The 16,166-nt window shown below is 58.7% G+C and carries 14 protein-coding genes; 9 read left to right on the top strand and 5 right to left on the bottom strand.

Annotated elements, in window-relative coordinates; translation table 11 throughout:
• Positions 1-91 precede the first annotated feature (91 nt).
• Together ABLU95_RS03335 and ABLU95_RS03330 are read right to left on the bottom strand one after the other, a co-directional pair.
• Entirely contained in the window at positions 92-1,321 is a 1,230-nt protein-coding gene (locus ABLU95_RS03335; RefSeq protein WP_004205392.1) for an amino acid permease, read from the bottom strand.
• 152 nt (positions 1,322-1,473) lie between these two features.
• Positions 1,474-1,935, bottom strand: a complete 462-nt coding sequence (locus tag ABLU95_RS03330; protein ID WP_017899256.1) for a multidrug/biocide efflux PACE transporter — start codon at positions 1,933-1,935, stop codon at positions 1,474-1,476.
• Between the two features lie 102 nt (positions 1,936-2,037).
• Here ABLU95_RS03330 and ABLU95_RS03325 point away from each other — a divergent pair, with 102 nt between their 5' ends.
• The 3 genes from ABLU95_RS03325 (at position 2,038) to ompK26 (ending at position 5,150) form a co-directional block, all read left to right on the top strand.
• The gene (locus ABLU95_RS03325; protein WP_348878810.1) at positions 2,038-2,907 is read left to right on the top strand and encodes a LysR family transcriptional regulator; all 870 of its coding nucleotides are present in this window, start codon (positions 2,038-2,040) and stop codon (positions 2,905-2,907) included.
• A 118-nt stretch (positions 2,908-3,025) separates the two neighbouring features.
• The gene (locus ABLU95_RS03320; RefSeq protein ID WP_087775411.1) at positions 3,026-4,204 is read left to right on the top strand and encodes an acetyl-CoA C-acetyltransferase; all 1,179 of its coding nucleotides are present in this window, start codon (positions 3,026-3,028) and stop codon (positions 4,202-4,204) included.
• Between the two features lie 250 nt (positions 4,205-4,454).
• Complete coding sequence (gene ompK26, locus ABLU95_RS03315; protein ID WP_004205398.1) at positions 4,455-5,150, top strand: KdgM family porin OmpK26; 696 nt, start codon at positions 4,455-4,457, stop codon at positions 5,148-5,150.
• A gap of 132 nt (positions 5,151-5,282) precedes the next feature.
• Here ompK26 and ABLU95_RS03310 read toward each other — a convergent pair whose 3' ends face one another.
• Positions 5,283-6,458 carry an oligogalacturonate lyase family protein gene (locus ABLU95_RS03310; protein ID WP_032453989.1) on the bottom strand — a complete coding sequence of 392 codons (1,176 nt, stop codon included), beginning with the start codon at positions 6,456-6,458 and terminating at the stop codon, positions 5,283-5,285.
• A 483-nt stretch (positions 6,459-6,941) separates the two neighbouring features.
• On the opposite strand from ABLU95_RS03310, the gene kduD reads away from it, so the two are divergent.
• Positions 6,942-7,703 (top strand): 2-dehydro-3-deoxy-D-gluconate 5-dehydrogenase KduD, encoded by a 762-nt coding sequence (kduD, locus tag ABLU95_RS03305; RefSeq protein WP_023290920.1) that lies wholly within the window; start codon positions 6,942-6,944, stop codon positions 7,701-7,703.
• Positions 7,704-7,999: 296 nt separating this feature from the next.
• On the top strand, positions 8,000-9,421 hold the full coding sequence (locus ABLU95_RS03300; RefSeq protein WP_348878808.1) for a sugar porter family MFS transporter: 1,422 nt from the start codon (positions 8,000-8,002) through the stop codon (positions 9,419-9,421).
• On the opposite strand, the gene ABLU95_RS03295 is transcribed toward ABLU95_RS03300, so the two are convergent.
• Positions 9,418-10,413, bottom strand: a complete 996-nt coding sequence (locus ABLU95_RS03295) for a LacI family DNA-binding transcriptional regulator (protein WP_032453988.1) — start codon at positions 10,411-10,413, stop codon at positions 9,418-9,420. The genes ABLU95_RS03300 and ABLU95_RS03295 overlap by 4 nt on opposite strands.
• Positions 10,414-10,507: 94 nt before the next feature.
• Between ABLU95_RS03295 and ABLU95_RS03290 the strand changes: the two genes are divergently transcribed.
• From ABLU95_RS03290 to ABLU95_RS03275, 4 genes are all read left to right on the top strand, one after another.
• On the top strand, positions 10,508-10,642 hold the full coding sequence (locus ABLU95_RS03290; protein WP_032429210.1) for a hypothetical protein: 135 nt from the start codon (positions 10,508-10,510) through the stop codon (positions 10,640-10,642).
• A gap of 12 nt (positions 10,643-10,654) precedes the next feature.
• A complete protein-coding gene (locus tag ABLU95_RS03285; RefSeq protein WP_023290917.1) occupies positions 10,655-11,896 on the top strand; it encodes an MFS transporter in 1,242 nt (413 codons plus the stop codon).
• A 19-nt stretch (positions 11,897-11,915) separates the two neighbouring features.
• Positions 11,916-13,349 (top strand): glycoside hydrolase family 32 protein, encoded by a 1,434-nt coding sequence (locus ABLU95_RS03280; protein ID WP_032429209.1) that lies wholly within the window; start codon positions 11,916-11,918, stop codon positions 13,347-13,349.
• Positions 13,350-13,470: 121 nt separating this feature from the next.
• Positions 13,471-14,814 (top strand): carbohydrate porin, encoded by a 1,344-nt coding sequence (locus ABLU95_RS03275; RefSeq protein ID WP_023290915.1) that lies wholly within the window; start codon positions 13,471-13,473, stop codon positions 14,812-14,814.
• Positions 14,815-14,873: 59 nt separating this feature from the next.
• Here the strand turns inward: ABLU95_RS03275 and ABLU95_RS03270 are convergent, their stop codons facing one another.
• Positions 14,874-16,160 carry an ABC transporter substrate-binding protein gene (locus ABLU95_RS03270; RefSeq protein WP_086076353.1) on the bottom strand — a complete coding sequence of 429 codons (1,287 nt, stop codon included), beginning with the start codon at positions 16,158-16,160 and terminating at the stop codon, positions 14,874-14,876.
• Between the last annotated feature and the right edge of the window lie 6 nt (positions 16,161-16,166).

The raw sequence follows: 16,166 nt of genomic DNA, 5'->3' as shown, positions 1-16,166 counted from the left end.
AAGTGTAATGCGCTAACAAGGAAGGGAAGGGTGAGAATATTGTCAGAATGTGCGACAGCGGCTAAGGCAAGCCGCTGTCGCCGGAGACGGATTAGCCGAAGAACATCACGGAGACGCAGAGCAGGCCGACCACCAGAGTGATGGCGTTACCCACCGAGCGATACGGCTTCAGCGCCGGGATAAGCCAGGTTGACAGCGTGGGCATGATAAACAGGATCATGGCGATAAGCGGTCCGCTGATGGCGTAGATCATCGAGATCGCATTCGGGTTGATAAAGCACACCGCAAAGGTGAAGGCGGAGACCAGCATGATCGACATCGCGCGGTTGAAGGCGCGGCTCTTGCGCACGCCCATCAGGCCCAGCGAGCTTTTGACGATTTCGCTGGCGCCTTCAATGACCCCGAAGTAGGTGCCGAGAAAGGATTTCGACATGGCGACCACGGCGACGATAATGCCGGTCACCGCCAGCCAGCCCGGCGCGCCCGGCACCATCGACAGGGCGGAGAGGATAGTCACCCCCTGATCGCGGGCGGTCTCAATATAGGTCGCCGGGATAGCCAGCAGGCAGCTGAAGACGAAAAACAGCACGCTGGCGCAGATGATGGTGTAGGCCACCTTCATGATTTTTTTGCATTTACCCATGGCCAGGTCGCCGTGTTTCTCCTGCTGGTCGATAGCAAAAGTCGAGATGATCGGCGTATGGCTAAAAGCGAAAACCATCACGGGTATGGAGATCCAGACCTGGTGGAGCGTCTGCGAGCTGAACTGCATCTGGCTGGTGAGATGTTCCGGATGCCAGTCGCGAATTAAATAGAGGGAGAGAAACAGAAAGCAGGCGATGAGCGGGAAGACCAGAAAGCCCATCACCTTGATGGTGATCTGCCGGCCCATGAGAAAGATCAGGTTAAGGACCAGCACCACGCCAAGACTCAGCAGCGCGCGTAGCGCAGGCGTCATCGGCGTGCGATGCGCCACCTGCTCGGCCAGCGAGTTGGTGATGGCCACGGCGTAGATCAGCACGACCACAAAGAAGGCGAGGAAATAGAGGCCGGTGATCAGGTTGCCAATTTTCTTACCATAGTAGTGATTGACAGCGCCGGTGATCCCGGTTCCCGGCGCGATATTGGCCGAGAGAATAAACTGGCTCAGGGCTTTGTGAGGCCAGTAGGTGAGCGGCCAGGCGACCAGCGCGGTGATGAAAAGGACGATGGCGCCAGCCGAACCCAGCTGGATCGGTAGAAATAGCGTCCCAGCGCCTACTGCAGTGCCATATAAGGCAAAACTCCATAGAGTTTCTTCTTTAGACCAAATTTTAGACATTATGCGACTTTATCAACCGTCAAACCAAAAAAAAGGAGTGCAATTTACCATATTTATGGTTCATCTGTTGCGATAGTTTTTGGTGATAAAGCCGCGGCGGCTAGCGAAGGATACGCCGCCGGGCTAGCCCCCCCCCCCCCCCCCCCCCGGGACTAGCCGCGTGCCGCCTGGCGCGGGCGGCGGTGACGGATCACGCGCTCGCGCAGGGTGTCCCAGACCCAGTTAAACGCCATGGTGTAGGGCAGGAAGAAGAGCATGAAGCCGATCTCCAGCATAAACGCCTGCAGCAGCGATACCCCCAGCACGATAGCCACCATGGTGACGCCGATGATAACAAAGCCGGTCTCGAAGCCGATCGCGTGCAGCGCCCGCACTTTCAGCCGGCGGGGGACGCGGGAGACCGGCCACAGGCGATCGAAAGCCGCGTTATAAATGATGTTCCATACCATCGCCAGGGTGGCGAGCAGAATGCTCAGCCCGCCCATCTCCACCACCGAACGCTGCATCAGCCAGGCGGCGGTGGGGGCGAGGATCAGCGTCGCCAGTCCTTCGAAGGTGATGGCGTGGATAACGCGTTCGGTGAGCGTCTTGCGCTGATGTGGGGTCTGTTGCATGGCGAGCTACCTCCAGTTTTAGCCTGAACAGGAAATTACCCGGCAGTTTATGGAAAAATATGATAAACAAAAGATAGAAACCATCGATAAAGTAGATACATCATGCGTTATTCACCGGAAGCGTTAACCGCCTTTGTCGAGGCCGTTGACAGCGGGTCGTTCTCCGCCGCCGCCCGTCGCCTGCGGAAAAGCCAGTCGACGATCAGTACCGCTATCGCCAACCTGGAGGCTGACCTCGGGGTGGCCCTCTTCGATCGGGCAACGCGGCAGCCGACGCTGACGCCGCAGGGGGAGCAGGTGCTGAGCTATGTCAAAGCGATCCTCGCCGCCAGCGAGCGGCTGGATGAGCTGGCGGTGTCGCTGTCCGGCGAGACGGAGCCGCGATTGACCTTTGTGCTCTCGGACACCCTGCACCCGGACGTGCTGGAAGATCTGCTGGTGCAGTTTGACCGCCGCTTCCCTCATACCGAGTTTGAGTGTTTGATTGGGGAAGATGAGGACGTGATCGATCTCCTGCAAAAATCCCGCGCCCAGGTGGGATTGATTGAGGCGAGAGAGCGCTACCCGACCGATATCGGCAGCACCCGCCTGCCGCTGCAGACGGCGATGGGCATTTACGTGGCGCATGACCATCCGCTGGCGGCGCAGGGCAAGGTTGTCTGGGATGAGCTGCGCAGCTGGCGCGAGCTGCGTTTGAGCACCTTTCTGGCCAGCGCCACGGAGCCTGCCGCCGGGCAGGTCTGGTCGGCGCCAAACTACCTGCTGCTGCTCAGCATGGCGGTGCAGGGCTTCGGCTGGTGCATTCTGCCCTGCGCCCTGGTGGCGGAGTTTGCGCCGCAGGGCGGGCTGGTGGCGCTCGATATCCCCGGCTGGCCGCGGGCGATTTCGGTGGATCTGCTGTGGAATAAGAAAGCGCCGCCCGGGGCGGCGGGCAGCTGGCTGCGTCAGCATCTGCAGCGGCGTGAACGTTAACGAATGGCTAATTCTTTGTGATTGGCCTCACTTTTTTTAAACAATTACAAAGTTTTTTGATAACAATTATCTAGTATATCGCTGTTTCTTTGCGCAAAAGCACGGGCAGGGGTAGAGGATGAAGGATGTCGTGATCGTCGGGGCGCTGCGAACGCCGATTGGCTGCTTTCAGGGCGCGCTATCGCGCCATACAGCCGTCGAGCTGGGTAGCGTGGTGGTGAAGGCGCTGGTGGAGAAGACGGGAATCGATCCGCAGAGCGTGGATGAGGTGATCCTCGGCCAGGTGCTGACCGCGGGAACCGGGCAAAACCCGGCCCGTCAGTCCGCTATTCGCGGCGGGTTGCCCAACACTGTATCGGCTATCACCATTAACGACGTCTGCGGTTCCGGTCTGAAAGCCCTGCACCTCGCCACCCAGGCCATCCAGTGCGGGGAGGCGGACGTGGTGATCGCCGGCGGCCAGGAGAACATGAGCCGCGCTCCGCATGTCCTCACCGACAGCCGCACCGGCGCCCAGCTGGGCAACAGCCAGCTGATTGACAGTCTGGTCCATGACGGCCTGTGGGACGCCTTCAACGATTATCATATGGGCGTCACGGCGGAAAACCTCGCCCGGGAATACGGCATCAGCCGCGAACTGCAGGACGCCTGGGCGCTCAGCTCGCAGCATAAGGCGCGCAAGGCGATTGATTCCGGACGCTTTCGCGATGAGATTGTCCCGGTCGTTACCGAGCATAACGGCGCGCCGCGCACCGTAGATACCGATGAACAACCGCGGGTGGATGCCAGCGCGGAAGGGTTGGCCAGCCTGCAGCCTGCCTTCGATCGTCTCGGATCGGTGACCGCCGGCAACGCTTCCAGCATCAATGACGGCGCGGCGGCGGTGATGATGATGAGCGAGGCGAAAGCCGAGGAGCTGGGGCTGCCGATCCTCGCGCGGATCCGCGCTTTCGCCAGCGTCGGCGTCGATCCGGCGCTGATGGGCATCGCCCCGGTGCACGCCACCCGCCGCTGTCTGGAACGGGCCGGCTGGCGGCTGGACGACGTCGATCTGATCGAAGCCAATGAGGCCTTTGCCGCTCAGGCTATCTCCGTTGGCCGGGTACTGGAGTGGGATGAGCGACGGGTCAACGTCAACGGCGGCGCGATCGCCCTCGGCCACCCGATCGGCGCCTCCGGCTGCCGGATTCTGGTGTCGCTGGTGCATGAAATGATCAAGCGCGATGCGCGTAAAGGGCTGGCGACGCTGTGCATCGGCGGCGGTCAGGGCGTGGCGCTGGCGGTAGAGCGCGCGTAGCGCTGAATGTCGATTTCCATGGCCTCCTGCGGGAGGCCTTTTTTATGCGCCGCGCTTTGCCGACCCTCCTCTTTTTTGCCGTATTTCCCTTCTCCCCATCGTCAATTTATTGAGCTCCGTCACGTCTTGTTGTGCCACCTTTTTTGAAACAAATAACTACGATCCTGGTCACTAAAACTGAGGTGCTTAAAAAATAAAATAACGTTTCATAAAAACGAAATGTCATTTTATTTATTATAAGGGGTACCCTATGTTAAAACGATCTCTGGTTCTGGCCGCCCTCTGCGGTATGTCTTTTGCGGCAACTGCGGTCACGATAGATTTACGTCATGAATTTATTGATGGCGGCAAGAGCGATAAAAGCAATGCCGACCGCGTCTCGGTATCCCACCGCTTCGCCAACGGGCTAGGCTTTACCGTGGAGGCCAAATGGCGTTCAGGCGGCGACAACGGGTCGCAACCCTATTCGGACGTGGTGGGCAACGGCCATGAAGACACCATCAGCTGGCGCTGGAAAGCGACGTCGAACCTTTTCCTCACCCCCGGGTTTACCATAGAGAGCAACGACAGCCGCTCCATTTACAAGCCGCATCTGCACGTACAGTACAGTTTCGACAATGGCTTCTATGTCGCCGCTCGCTATCGCTATGAGTACACCCGCTATCCGAACGATGCCGGTAAAGATGATGACAAGGTGAATCGCGGCGACGCGTGGGCCGGGTTTGCCCTCGGCGACTGGCGCACCGAGCTGAACTATGTCTATGCCCGCAGTTCGGAAGGGGTGAACCGCAACGACAACAAACCCTACTCACAGGAATATAACGTGAAGGTAGCCTATAAGCTGGATAACAACTGGTCGCCGTATGGTGAAATCGGCAACGTCGGCGTGAATGACCGCAGCGATCGCCAGACCCGTTTCCGCGTCGGGGTGGCCTACTCGTTCTGATTTCCGCCAGACCCTCATCGTCTCTTTTCCCCGGCGCCGTCAGCCGGGGTTTTTTATGCGCCAAAGCGAGGGAACAAAAAAAGCCCTCCGCGAAGGAGGGCAAGGCCAGTTACAGAAAAACGTTCGCCGGGCTCAGGCGCTCAGCATCGGCGGATGGTCAGGTAATTTCGCGATATAGATGGCCGGCTTGCCGTCTTTATCGGAGCTGAACAGAATGGCGCTGTCATCCGGCGTAAACGAGGGGTGCGGGTGAGTCACCTGGCGGCTGTTGGCCACTGTCGCCCACGAGGTATCATGGCGCGCGACGCGGAAGTAGCGCTTCTCCGCCACGTTAAAGACGTAGAGATAAGGATCGTTATCAATGGAGTAGCCGCCGGTATCTTTGACATCGACCGGCGTGCCCGATCCATCGCCCACCAGCAGCGTGCCGTCGAAATTGCTCATCAGATGCGAGCAGGCGGGCATCGTCATCAGGGCCTCGTTGACGCCGCTTTCCGGATCAAAGCGATAGATCGTCCGCCCCTGCTGGCCTTTCAGATAGGAGACGTAGATCAGCGCTGAACCGTCCGGTACCCAGAATTCATGGGTGCAGCTTTCGCCTGGGGCATGCGCTTTGACTTTACGCACGTTGCTGCCATCTTCATTGACCAGCCACATGCGGGCGTCAACCAGATCGTGCGGCCCTTCATGGCAGAAGGCGACGGTATGGTCGTCGAAGGGACGATAGATCGGATGTCCCAGCCAGATTTTTTCCTCATGGATCACCTGGCTCTCACCGCTGCGCAGGTCGACGCGCAGCAGGCGGCAGTGCGGTCCTTTGTGGAAGAAGTCATGAAAAATCTGCCAGTCGTTGAGCGGCGTCCAGTCGCTTTTCGCAATCTCAATGCCTACCAGTTTGCTGCAATCGCTGTTCGCCACCCAGGTGCCATAGCCGACCCACTCCTCGCTGACGCGGTAAACTTCACGCTCGGCGAGGGTGGTGAGGTTCACCTCCAGCAGGGTACGGTCATTTTTCACGTAATAGAGCGACTTATCGTCCGGGGAGAGGAAGCCGCCGAAGGTGTTATCCCCGGCGCCTTCCGTCAGCTGGACGGCTTCGGCGCTGGCGATATTCAGCAGATAGTAGTTCCAGTGGCCGTCAAACTCGCCGGCGAACAGTAAATGGCTGCCATCGTTAAAAAAGCACTTCTGATAGAAGTAGTTGCGATGACAGGTGACCTCCGGGGGGGTTAAGCGGGTGACTTCCGCCCCGGTATCCGGATCGCGGCTGACGTGATAGTTCAGTTTGACCCGCATGCCTTTAGCCATGTAGTGCTCCTTTCTTTCCTGCGATGCCGCTGGACCAGAGGCGTGTCGCTGAGTGATGTGTTTTAAAAGATGGGTGTTAATTTATCAAAACAATGTTTCATTATTTGTGATGTCTCACGCAGTTCAGCGCAATTCTCGCATCTTCCACGGCCTGCTGGCCCCACTTCGACCGTCTCTCCAGACAACCGGTTGAATCATCATTCTTTTAAAACCGCTTCCTGTCCGGCGCGGGTTGCCGCATCCGTTCGCTTTTTCTTTTTTTGTAATCGACGTCATAAAAAATGAAACGACGTTTTAAATATCATTGAAAATGACAGGGCGCGGGGCTAAGATGGCACCCATTAGTAAAACGGAACTCTGTTTTATTTTTATGATGGGCTATGCCCGTGAGTTCGCCCTACGCTCAGTCGCGCCGCCGGCGCGAGCCGGGCCGAGAGAACCTTGCCTGCATACTGCAGGCTCTGAACGACTAAGGAACACATTATGATTCTTGATGCATTCTCCCTGCAGGGAAAAGTGGCCGTCGTGAGCGGATGCGATACCGGTTTAGGTCAGGGGATGGCCCTCGGGCTGGCGGAAGCGGGCTGCGATATTGTCGGTATCAATATTGTCGAGCCGGTGGAAACCATCGAGAGGGTGACGGCGCTGGGACGCCGCTTTCTCAGCCTGACCGCCGACCTGCGCCAGATCGACGGTATCCCTCAGCTGCTGGAGCGGGCGGTGGCGGAGTTTGGCCATATTGATATTCTGGTCAACAATGCCGGCCTCATCCGCCGCGAGGACGCGCTGGCGTTCAGCGAAAAGGACTGGGACGACGTCATGAACCTCAACATCAAGAGCGTATTTTTCATGTCTCAGGCGGCGGCGAAGCACTTTATCGCCCAGGGCAGCGGCGGGAAGATCATTAACATCGCCTCGATGCTGTCGTTCCAGGGCGGGATCCGTGTGCCGTCGTATACCGCGTCCAAAAGCGCGGTGATGGGCGTCACCCGCCTGCTGGCCAACGAGTGGGCTAAACACCATATCAATGTCAACGCCATCGCCCCGGGGTATATGGCGACCAATAACACCCAGCAGCTGCGCGCCGACGAGCAGCGCAGTAGCGAAATCCTCGACCGCATTCCCGCCGGGCGCTGGGGCCTGCCGTCCGACCTGATGGGGCCGGTGGTCTTCCTCGCTTCCCCAGCCTCCGATTACATCAATGGCTACACGGTGGCGGTGGACGGCGGCTGGCTGGCGCGCTAACCGTCGGCGACGGCCGGCGCGACACTCATCGCCCCGGCCGTCTGAGCAATTATTGTCCATACCGTAAAATGAGGATCGTCCATATTCCAGAGTGCAGAATGAATGTTACCGCCCTGTATGGACAGGGTTATTAACTAGGCGAAACGAATTTTTTGTTACTTTGAAAGTTTAATGTCCATCACAAAACCCATCTTGCCAGCAAAATAGTCCATATCTTTGGCGTATCCAGCCTGACAAACTCCTCCGCCAGTCACGTACTTTCGTCCTATGTCTTTCTCTGTGTGGCAGGAATAAAAATGACTTCAATCAGTAACGACTCTGCATTAACGCCGCTGGCGCAACGTGACACCCGGCGGATGAACTGGTTTGTTTCTATCGCCGCGGCGGTGGCGGGGTTGCTCTTTGGCCTGGATATCGGCGTGATATCCGGGGCGCTGCCCTTTATAACCGACCACTTCACCTTATCCAGCCAGCTTCAGGAGTGGGTGGTCAGCAGCATGATGCTGGGGGCGGCGATAGGCGCGCTGTTTAACGGCTGGCTGTCGTTCCGCCTTGGCCGCAAATACAGCCTGATGGCGGGGGCCGTGCTTTTTGTCGCCGGCTCTATCGGCTCCGCTTTTGCCGCCAGCGTGGAAGTGCTGCTGGTGGCCCGCGTGGTGTTGGGGGTGGCCGTTGGGATCGCCTCTTATACCGCGCCGTTGTACCTCTCCGAAATGGCCAGCGAGAACGTGCGCGGAAAAATGATCAGTATGTATCAGCTGATGGTGACCCTCGGCATTGTGCTGGCGTTTCTTTCCGATACCGCCTTCAGCTACAGCGGTAACTGGCGCGCCATGCTGGGCGTGCTGGCGCTGCCGGCGGTGATCCTGATCGTTCTGGTCGTCTTTCTGCCGAACAGCCCTCGCTGGCTGGCGGAGAAAGGGCGCCATATCGAAGCGGAAGAGGTGCTGCGGATGCTGCGCGATACCTCGGAGAAGGCGCGCGATGAGCTTAACGAGATCCGCGAAAGCCTGAAGCTGAAGCAGGGCGGTTGGGCGTTGTTCAAGGTCAATCGTAACGTGCGCCGGGCGGTGTTCCTTGGCATGCTGCTGCAGGCGATGCAGCAGTTCACCGGCATGAACATCATCATGTACTACGCCCCGCGTATTTTCAAAATGGCGGGCTTTACCACTACCGAACAGCAGATGATCGCCACCCTGGTGGTGGGCCTGACCTTTATGTTTGCCACCTTTATCGCGGTGTTCACGGTGGATAAAGCGGGCCGCAAGCCGGCGCTGAAAATCGGTTTCAGCGTGATGGCGCTGGGCACCCTGGTGCTCGGCTACTGCCTGATGCAGTTCGACAATGGCACCGCCTCCAGCGGCCTCTCCTGGCTTTCCGTCGGCATGACCATGATGTGTATTGCCGGGTATGCGATGAGCGCGGCGCCGGTGGTGTGGATCCTCTGCTCCGAGATCCAGCCGCTGAAATGCCGCGACTTCGGCATCACCTGCTCCACCACCACCAACTGGGTGTCGAACATGATCATCGGCGCCACCTTCCTGACGCTGCTTGACGCGATCGGCGCCGCCGGGACCTTCTGGCTCTACACGGTGCTCAACGTGGCCTTTATCGGCGTCACCTTCTGGCTGATCCCGGAAACCAAAAATGTCACCCTCGAGCACATTGAGCGCAACCTGATGGCGGGCGAGAAGCTGCGCAACATCGGTAACCGTTAATGTGAGGCGCGCGGCAGCCACGGGCTGGCGACCTTGCGCGTCTCCCGATGGTTGTCGCCGTGAATGATATGCAGGGCGCTCAGGCGCCCGATGTCGTAGTGCGGCAGCTGCACCGTGGAGAGCGGCGGCAGAAACAGATCGCCAATGCCCACCATATTGTCGTATCCCACCACCGCCACGTCCTGTGGAATGCGTAACCCCTGGCCCAGCAGCGTCTGATAGACCATAAAGGCGATGCGATCGTTGCCGCAAATCACCGAGTCAAAGCCGGGTTTACCCTCGCGGATATGCGCCATCACCACCCCCGGAATATCGTGGTAATGCTCATCGCCCTGGGCCATATACGAGTGGGTCAGGCTGTCCGGTTCGATGCCCGCCTCCCGGCAGGCGCGCTCCAGCCCCTGACGGCGGCGGATTGTCGCCAGCTGGCTGGCGGGTAAGTGCAGGCACAGCGGACGACGATAGCCCGCGGCAAGCAGGGCTTTTACCGCGTCGTACTGACCCTGTTCATCGTCCGGGATATAGCTGGCCACCGGCTGGCTGAGGCTTTCGCAGTTGGCCAGCACGCAGGGCAGGGTCAGCAGTTTGTCCGGCAGCGGCACCTGGCGCAGGCCCATGGTGGTAAAGATAATGCCGTCCGGACGGTGGGAGAGGAGCAGGTCGACCACCGCTTCCGGCCGATCGTCGGAAAACATGTTGACCACAAAGCTGTTCCAGCCGTGGGCGCGGGCGGTCTCTTCGATCGAGAGGGTGATCTCCACCGAAAAGGGGGTGGTGACGGTATCCAGCGCCAGCACGCCGATGGTGCTGGGGGTGGCCCGCGCCCCGCGGATCTTTTTCGCCGACAGGTCGGGGACATAGTTGGTTTCGGCGATGGCGGCCTGCACGCGCGCCAGCGTCTCCGGCTTGAGCCGCTCCGGGGTGTTCAGCGCCCGAGAGACGGTCATCAGAGATACATTCGCCAGTTTTGCTACATCTTTCAGGGACGCCATTTTTTCCTCCGCCATAGCTGCAGAGTACAGGCTATACAACTAAGTCGCTGATGTAAAAGCGTGAAACGATTTTATGCTAGCCTCGTCCTCCATGCTGCCGCGGTTAATATTTGATCGCGATCGCATCTTCATTATGTTAACGTTAACTTTTGTGATTAACATCATGTATCGCAGCGAATCCCCCTGCGCTTTGTTTTTTGTTAACGTTACCATAATTGCATTCCTCTAACACGAGAATGTCATGATGAAAGCGCATCACTCACACAGCTACCCGTTGCTCAGTGCCTTACTGTTTTTCTTTTTCGTGACCTGGTCGTCATCCGGCTCCTTGCTCTCCATCTGGCTGCACCAGGAGGTCGGGCTGAAGGCCGGCGATACCGGTATCATCTACGCCGTTCTGTCGGTTTCCGCGCTGTTTGCGCAAGTTTGCTATGGCTTTATCCAGGATAAGCTGGGGCTGCGCAAACATCTGCTCTGGTATATCACCGCGCTGCTGATCCTCTCCGGTCCGGCGTATCTGCTGTTCGGCCATTTGCTGAAAATTAACGTCCTGCTGGGCAGCATCTTCGGCGGGATCTACATCGGCTTGACCTTTAACGGCGGCATTGGCGTGCTGGAATCCTATACCGAGCGCGTGGCGCGCCAGAGCCAGTTTGAATTCGGCAGGGCGCGGATGTGGGGCTCGCTGGGCTGGGCGGTGGCCACCTTCTTCGCCGGTCTGCTGTTTAACATCAATCCGCAGCTTAACTTCCTCGTCGCCAGCTGTTCCGGACTGGTGTTTTTTATCCTGCTGGCGCGGCTGCGCGTCTCCTCGGCGCCGCATGCGATGCAGGAGGCGGTTTCGGGCGGCAAGGTGACCCTGGAAGATGCGCTGCGCCTGCTGACGCTGCCGCGCTTCTGGGCGCTGGTCTTCTTCGTCATCGGCACCTGCATCTACGGCGTCTATGACCAGCAGTTCCCGGTCTATTTCTCATCGCAGTTCGCGACCCTGCAGGAAGGCAATGAGATGTATGGCTACCTCAACTCCTTCCAGGTGTTCCTCGAGGCGGCCGGCATGTTCTGCGCGCCGTGGCTGGTGAACCGCATCGGCGCCAAAAACGGTCTGATTTTCGCCGGCATGGTGATGGCGATGCGCATGGTGGCCTCCGGCCTGGTGGAGGGGCCGCTGCTGATCTCCATCACTAAACTGCTGCACGCAGTGGAGCTGCCGATACTGCTGGTGGCTATCTTTAAGTACAACAGCATCAACTTCGATAAACGCCTCTCCTCCACCCTCTATCTGGTGGGCTTCGCCTGCACCAGCTCGATTATCGCCAGCGTTTTGTCGCCGCTGGCGGGCTACAGCTATGAAAAATATGGCTTCGCCCAGTCCTATCTGATCATGGGCCTGCTGGTGTTCTGCACCACCTTTATTTCCATCTTCTTGTTGCGCTCCGGCAAATCCTCCGCCGATCCGCTGGTGTCGCAACCTACCGCTGTCTGAATCAAAAAGAGTGAAAATGATGACTTACACAATCTCCAGGGCTGAACAGGTACTCCAGACACAACGCCAGGCGCTCAATCTGCGCTGGTATCCGCACTATCACCTGGCGGCCCGCGCCGGGTGGATCAACGACCCAAACGGTCTGGTGTGGTTCGACGGCTGGTACCATGCCTTTTATCAACATCACCCGTACTCCACCCAGTGGGGGCCGATGCACTGGGGGCACGCGCGGAGTAAGGATCTGGTGCACTGGGAGCATCTGCCGGTGGCCCTGGCGCCGGAGGGGCCGGAGGATAAAGACGGCTGCTTCTCCGGCTCGGCGGTGGTCGATGGCGATACCCTGGCGCTGATTTACACCGGGCATAAATTCCACGGCGATCCGGGCGACGAAGCCAATCTGTATCAGGTTCAGTGTCTGGCCACCAGCCGGGACGGGATCCACTTCGAGCGCCAGGGGATGGTGGTCGACACCCCGCCGGGCATGCACCACTTCCGCGACCCGAAGGTCTGGCGGGAAGGAGACAGCTGGTACATGATCGTCGGCGCGCGCGAAGGCGACACCGGCCAGGTGCGGCTGTACCGCTCAGCCGATCTGCGCCAGTGGCAGGATGTAGGGGTGCTGGATGAAGCGGAAAGCGCCATGGGCTATATGTGGGAGTGCCCGGACTTCTTCACCCTCAACGGCAAACGCGTTCTGATGTTTTCCCCGCAGGGGATGCAGGCCGAGGGCTTCCGCAACCGCAACCTGTTCCAGAGCGGCTATCTGATCGGCGAGTGGCAGCCGGGGCAGCGATTCGTCCGCCACGGCGAGTTCAGAGAGATGGATCACGGCCACGATTTCTATGCGCCGCAAAGCTTCGCCACCCCCGATGGCCGGCGGATCGTGATTGGCTGGCTGGATATGTGGGAATCACCGCTGCCGGAGCAGCAGGACGGCTGGGCGGGCATGCTCTCCCTGCCGCGCGAGCTGAGCCTGAGCGCGGATAACCGCCTGCAGATGCGCCCGGCGAAAGAAGTGGAGAGTCTGCGCGGCGCCTGGTTCCCGTGGCCGGTAAGCACCCTGAACAATCAGCAGACCACGATGGTCGACAACTGCGAGGCGATGGAGGTGAACCTGCGCTGGAACTGCGCCCGCAGCAGCGCCGAGCAGTATGGTCTGCGCTTTGGCGATGGCCTGCGCCTCTACGTTGATGCCCAGCAACAGCGTCTGGTGCTGGAGCGGCATTATCCGCAGCATGGCCTGTGCGGGACGCGCAGCGTGCCGTTGACCGCGGGGGCGGATCTCAATCTGCGGATATTTTTCGATAGCTCTTCGGTGGAGGTGTTTGTCAATGACGGCGAAGCCTGCCTGAGCAGCCGTATCTATCCGCAGGCTCCCCGCCGTGAATTAGCGTTATTTGCCTGGAGCGGCTCAGCGGCATTAACTGAAGCCGGAGCCTGGCAGCTCGAATAATAATAAGGCTGTTGTCGTTAATAACCCGTCTTTGACGATGGGCGGGTTATTATTGCCTGCATCGTCGTGCATTACCCATTAATAACAAATTTAGTTCATTCCATAATAAAAGGGTTTACCGATGAATAAAATCTGGGTCGGGTGTTTTCTCACGTCTCTCTCTCTGCCACAGGCGATGGCGCAGGCGCCGTTATCGCTGGAGGATCGGCTGGCGCAAATGGAGCAGCGGCTGAAGGCGACGGAGGCGCGCGCCGCCAGCGCAGAGGCGGAGATTAAGACGCTGAAAGGCCAGCAGCAGGCCACGACGGTCGCCCGCGCGGCGCCGGCTACGCCGCGCCTGCAGCTAAACGACAATGGCGAATTAAAATTTTATGGCGATGTCGAATTTAATCTTGATGGCGCCAGCCGAACCGGCAGCCTGACGTCGGTCAAAACCAGCGCGAATAAAAGCTGGGCGCCCGGTGATAAAGAGCGTTGGGATATTAATGGCCGTATTCTGCTGGGTTTCGATGGCCGGCGTAATGGCGCCGACGGGAAATATGCCGGATTCAGTGTGCAGCCCCTGGCGGATATGGATGGCAAAATGAATCTCGATGATGCGGTATTTTTCTTTGGTCAGCAGGATGACTGGAAAATAAAAATAGGCCGCTTTGAAGCCTGGGATATGTTCCCCCTGAATCAGGATACCTTTATTGAATATTCAGGAAATACCGCCAACGACCTCTATTCCGACGGCTATGGCTATATTTACATGATGAAAGAGGGGCGCGGGCGCAGCAGCAGCGGCGGCAACCTCCTGTTCAGCAAAACGGTGGATAACTGGTATTTCGAGGTTAACACCCTGGTGGAGGATGGCAGTTCGCTGTTTGTCGATCAGAACTATCACGGTAATGCGCTGGAAAACCGCAAAAACGTGGTGTACGTGCGGCCGGTGGCGGTGTGGCAGTCCGGCGCGTGGTCGGCGGCGGCGGCGATAGAGAGCAACCTCGTCAACAACGCCTACGGCTATCAGAACCAGGGCGGGCGCTGGGTCGACCAGTCAAACCGTACCGGCTACGGGATGACCATGAGCTGGAACACCCTGAAAAGCGATCCGCAGGACGGGGCGGTGGTCAATCTGAGTACCGCCCTGCTGGACGCGGCGGACGAAACCGACTTCAGCGCCGGGATCAACGCCCTGTGGCATCGCGTGGAGCTGGGCTATATCTACGCGCATAACAAAATCGACCAGTTCAACATGGCCGGGGTGAGCAGCGAGTGCGATGACGACTGCGCAATCCTCGCGCCGGGGCGCTATGACATCCACACCGTGCACACTTCCTGGCAGTTGCCGAATATTATGGCGATGCCGAACTTCAATATTTACCTTGGCGCCTACGCTTCGTGGCTCGATTCCACGGCAGCGAAGAGTGGGAATCCCGATGAACGCTACGGCGCCCGGGTGCGCTTTAAATATTTCTTCTGACAGGATACTCAGGCAGGCTCTCCCGCGGCGGACGCCGCGGGAGGTTTCCGACGGGCAGGTTAGCGCATCGCGCGGCGCAGAATGCGGTCGGTCTGGCGCTGGAAGTCCTCGGCCGCTTCTTCCACCGACTTTTTACCGTAGTCGATGTACTGCAGGGTGGTGCCGAACTGGGCGACGATCTGCGGGTCGTCGAAGTACGGCGAGACCGGCAGAGTGGTGGGCAGGGATTGCGCCAGCTTCAGACCGGACACCGCCGGATCGTCGGCTTTGATGATCCCGTCTTCGGTCAGGTAGGTAACCGCCGCTTTACTCAGCGGCACGCCGCGCTCCAGTCCGAGAATATCCACCCCTTCTTTACTGTTCAGCAGGAAGTTAATCACTTTCGCCGCCGCCTGCGGGTTTTTCGTCGATTTGCCAATCGACAGCATTTGCGCAGGCTTGAAGAACAGTCCGGCATCGGTGGCCCCGGGGAGCATCGGGTATTCCCCCAGCACCAGCTTCGCCGGCGGCTTCAGGTTGTCGGAGTATTTGTTGATGGTGGAGTTCCACATGTAGGTCCCGCCCCATTCACCCTGGATCCACGGCTTCATCTCGTACATGTTGCTCTTGCCGAAGGAGGCATAGTAGCGGGTGTCCGGCATGACATGGCTGTCGATAAGCTTCTTATACATGCCGAAGAAGTCCGCCCACTGCGCTTTGCTGTAGGAGAATTTGCGTCCTTTCTCATCGATGGCCGGCTGGTTGTATTTTTGCACCATGTAAGAGTTGAGCAGGGCCAGCACGTCCTGGTGCTCAAGCACCACCGGGTAGTACTGTTTCCCGAGTTTGCTTTCGAAAGTTTTCCCCGCCGCCAGCAGTTCATCCCAGGTTTTCGGGAAGGGGATGCCCGCCTTTTTCCACGCTTCGTCGTTAAAGTAGAAGACCCGGGCGGTGACCGACACCGGGATGCCGTTGAGCTTGCCGTTGACCGTGGTGGACTGCAGCTCTTTGGCGTCGAACTGGCTGAGATCGATCTCGTTTTTCAGAGTGTTGAGATCGTAAAAACCCTCGCCATTTTTCGAAAAAATCGGCAGCCAGTTCCAGTTGGTCTGCATCACGTCTGGCTCGGTGCCGCCGGCTATCTGGGTGGTCAGGCGCGAAAGATGGCCGTCCCAGCCGGTATATTCCGCTTTGACATTGATATCAGGATATTGCTGGTGAAAAGCCTCCAGCGCCTTGAGAGTCACCTGATGGCGGCCATTGCCCCCCCACCAGGACATACGCAGGTCGACATCCTGCGCCAGCGAGGAGAAGGCGCTAAGGCCCAGGGTGGCGGAGAGGGTGGCGCTTATCAGCACGTTTTTCATTGTTAT

It is taken from the genome of Klebsiella sp. GG_Kp146 (assembly GCF_040061975.1).
GTDB classification, from domain to species: Bacteria; Pseudomonadota; Gammaproteobacteria; order Enterobacterales; family Enterobacteriaceae; genus Klebsiella; species Klebsiella quasipneumoniae.
This window is presented reverse-complemented; position numbering and strand designations above follow the sequence as displayed.

Bases quoted from the DNA above. Each gene is read 5' to 3' on its own strand.
- kduD (WP_023290920.1), top strand. From the start codon at position 6,942: ATGATTCTTGATGCATTCTCCCTGCAGGGAAAAGTGGCCGTCGTGAGC.
- ABLU95_RS03300 (WP_348878808.1), top strand. From the start codon at position 8,000: ATGACTTCAATCAGTAACGACTCTGCATTAACGCCGCTGGCGCAACGT.
- ABLU95_RS03280 (WP_032429209.1), top strand. From the start codon at position 11,916: ATGACTTACACAATCTCCAGGGCTGAACAGGTACTCCAGACACAACGC.
- ABLU95_RS03295 (WP_032453988.1), bottom strand. From the start codon at position 10,413: ATGGCGTCCCTGAAAGATGTAGCAAAACTGGCGAATGTATCTCTGATG.
- ompK26 (WP_004205398.1), top strand. From the start codon at position 4,455: ATGTTAAAACGATCTCTGGTTCTGGCCGCCCTCTGCGGTATGTCTTTT.
- ABLU95_RS03275 (WP_023290915.1), top strand. From the start codon at position 13,471: ATGAATAAAATCTGGGTCGGGTGTTTTCTCACGTCTCTCTCTCTGCCA.
- ABLU95_RS03330 (WP_017899256.1), bottom strand. From the start codon at position 1,935: ATGCAACAGACCCCACATCAGCGCAAGACGCTCACCGAACGCGTTATC.
- ABLU95_RS03270 (WP_086076353.1), bottom strand. From the start codon at position 16,160: ATGAAAAACGTGCTGATAAGCGCCACCCTCTCCGCCACCCTGGGCCTT.
- ABLU95_RS03310 (WP_032453989.1), bottom strand. From the start codon at position 6,458: ATGGCTAAAGGCATGCGGGTCAAACTGAACTATCACGTCAGCCGCGAT.
- ABLU95_RS03335 (WP_004205392.1), bottom strand. From the start codon at position 1,321: ATGTCTAAAATTTGGTCTAAAGAAGAAACTCTATGGAGTTTTGCCTTA.
- ABLU95_RS03320 (WP_087775411.1), top strand. From the start codon at position 3,026: ATGAAGGATGTCGTGATCGTCGGGGCGCTGCGAACGCCGATTGGCTGC.
- ABLU95_RS03285 (WP_023290917.1), top strand. From the start codon at position 10,655: ATGATGAAAGCGCATCACTCACACAGCTACCCGTTGCTCAGTGCCTTA.
- ABLU95_RS03325 (WP_348878810.1), top strand. From the start codon at position 2,038: ATGCGTTATTCACCGGAAGCGTTAACCGCCTTTGTCGAGGCCGTTGAC.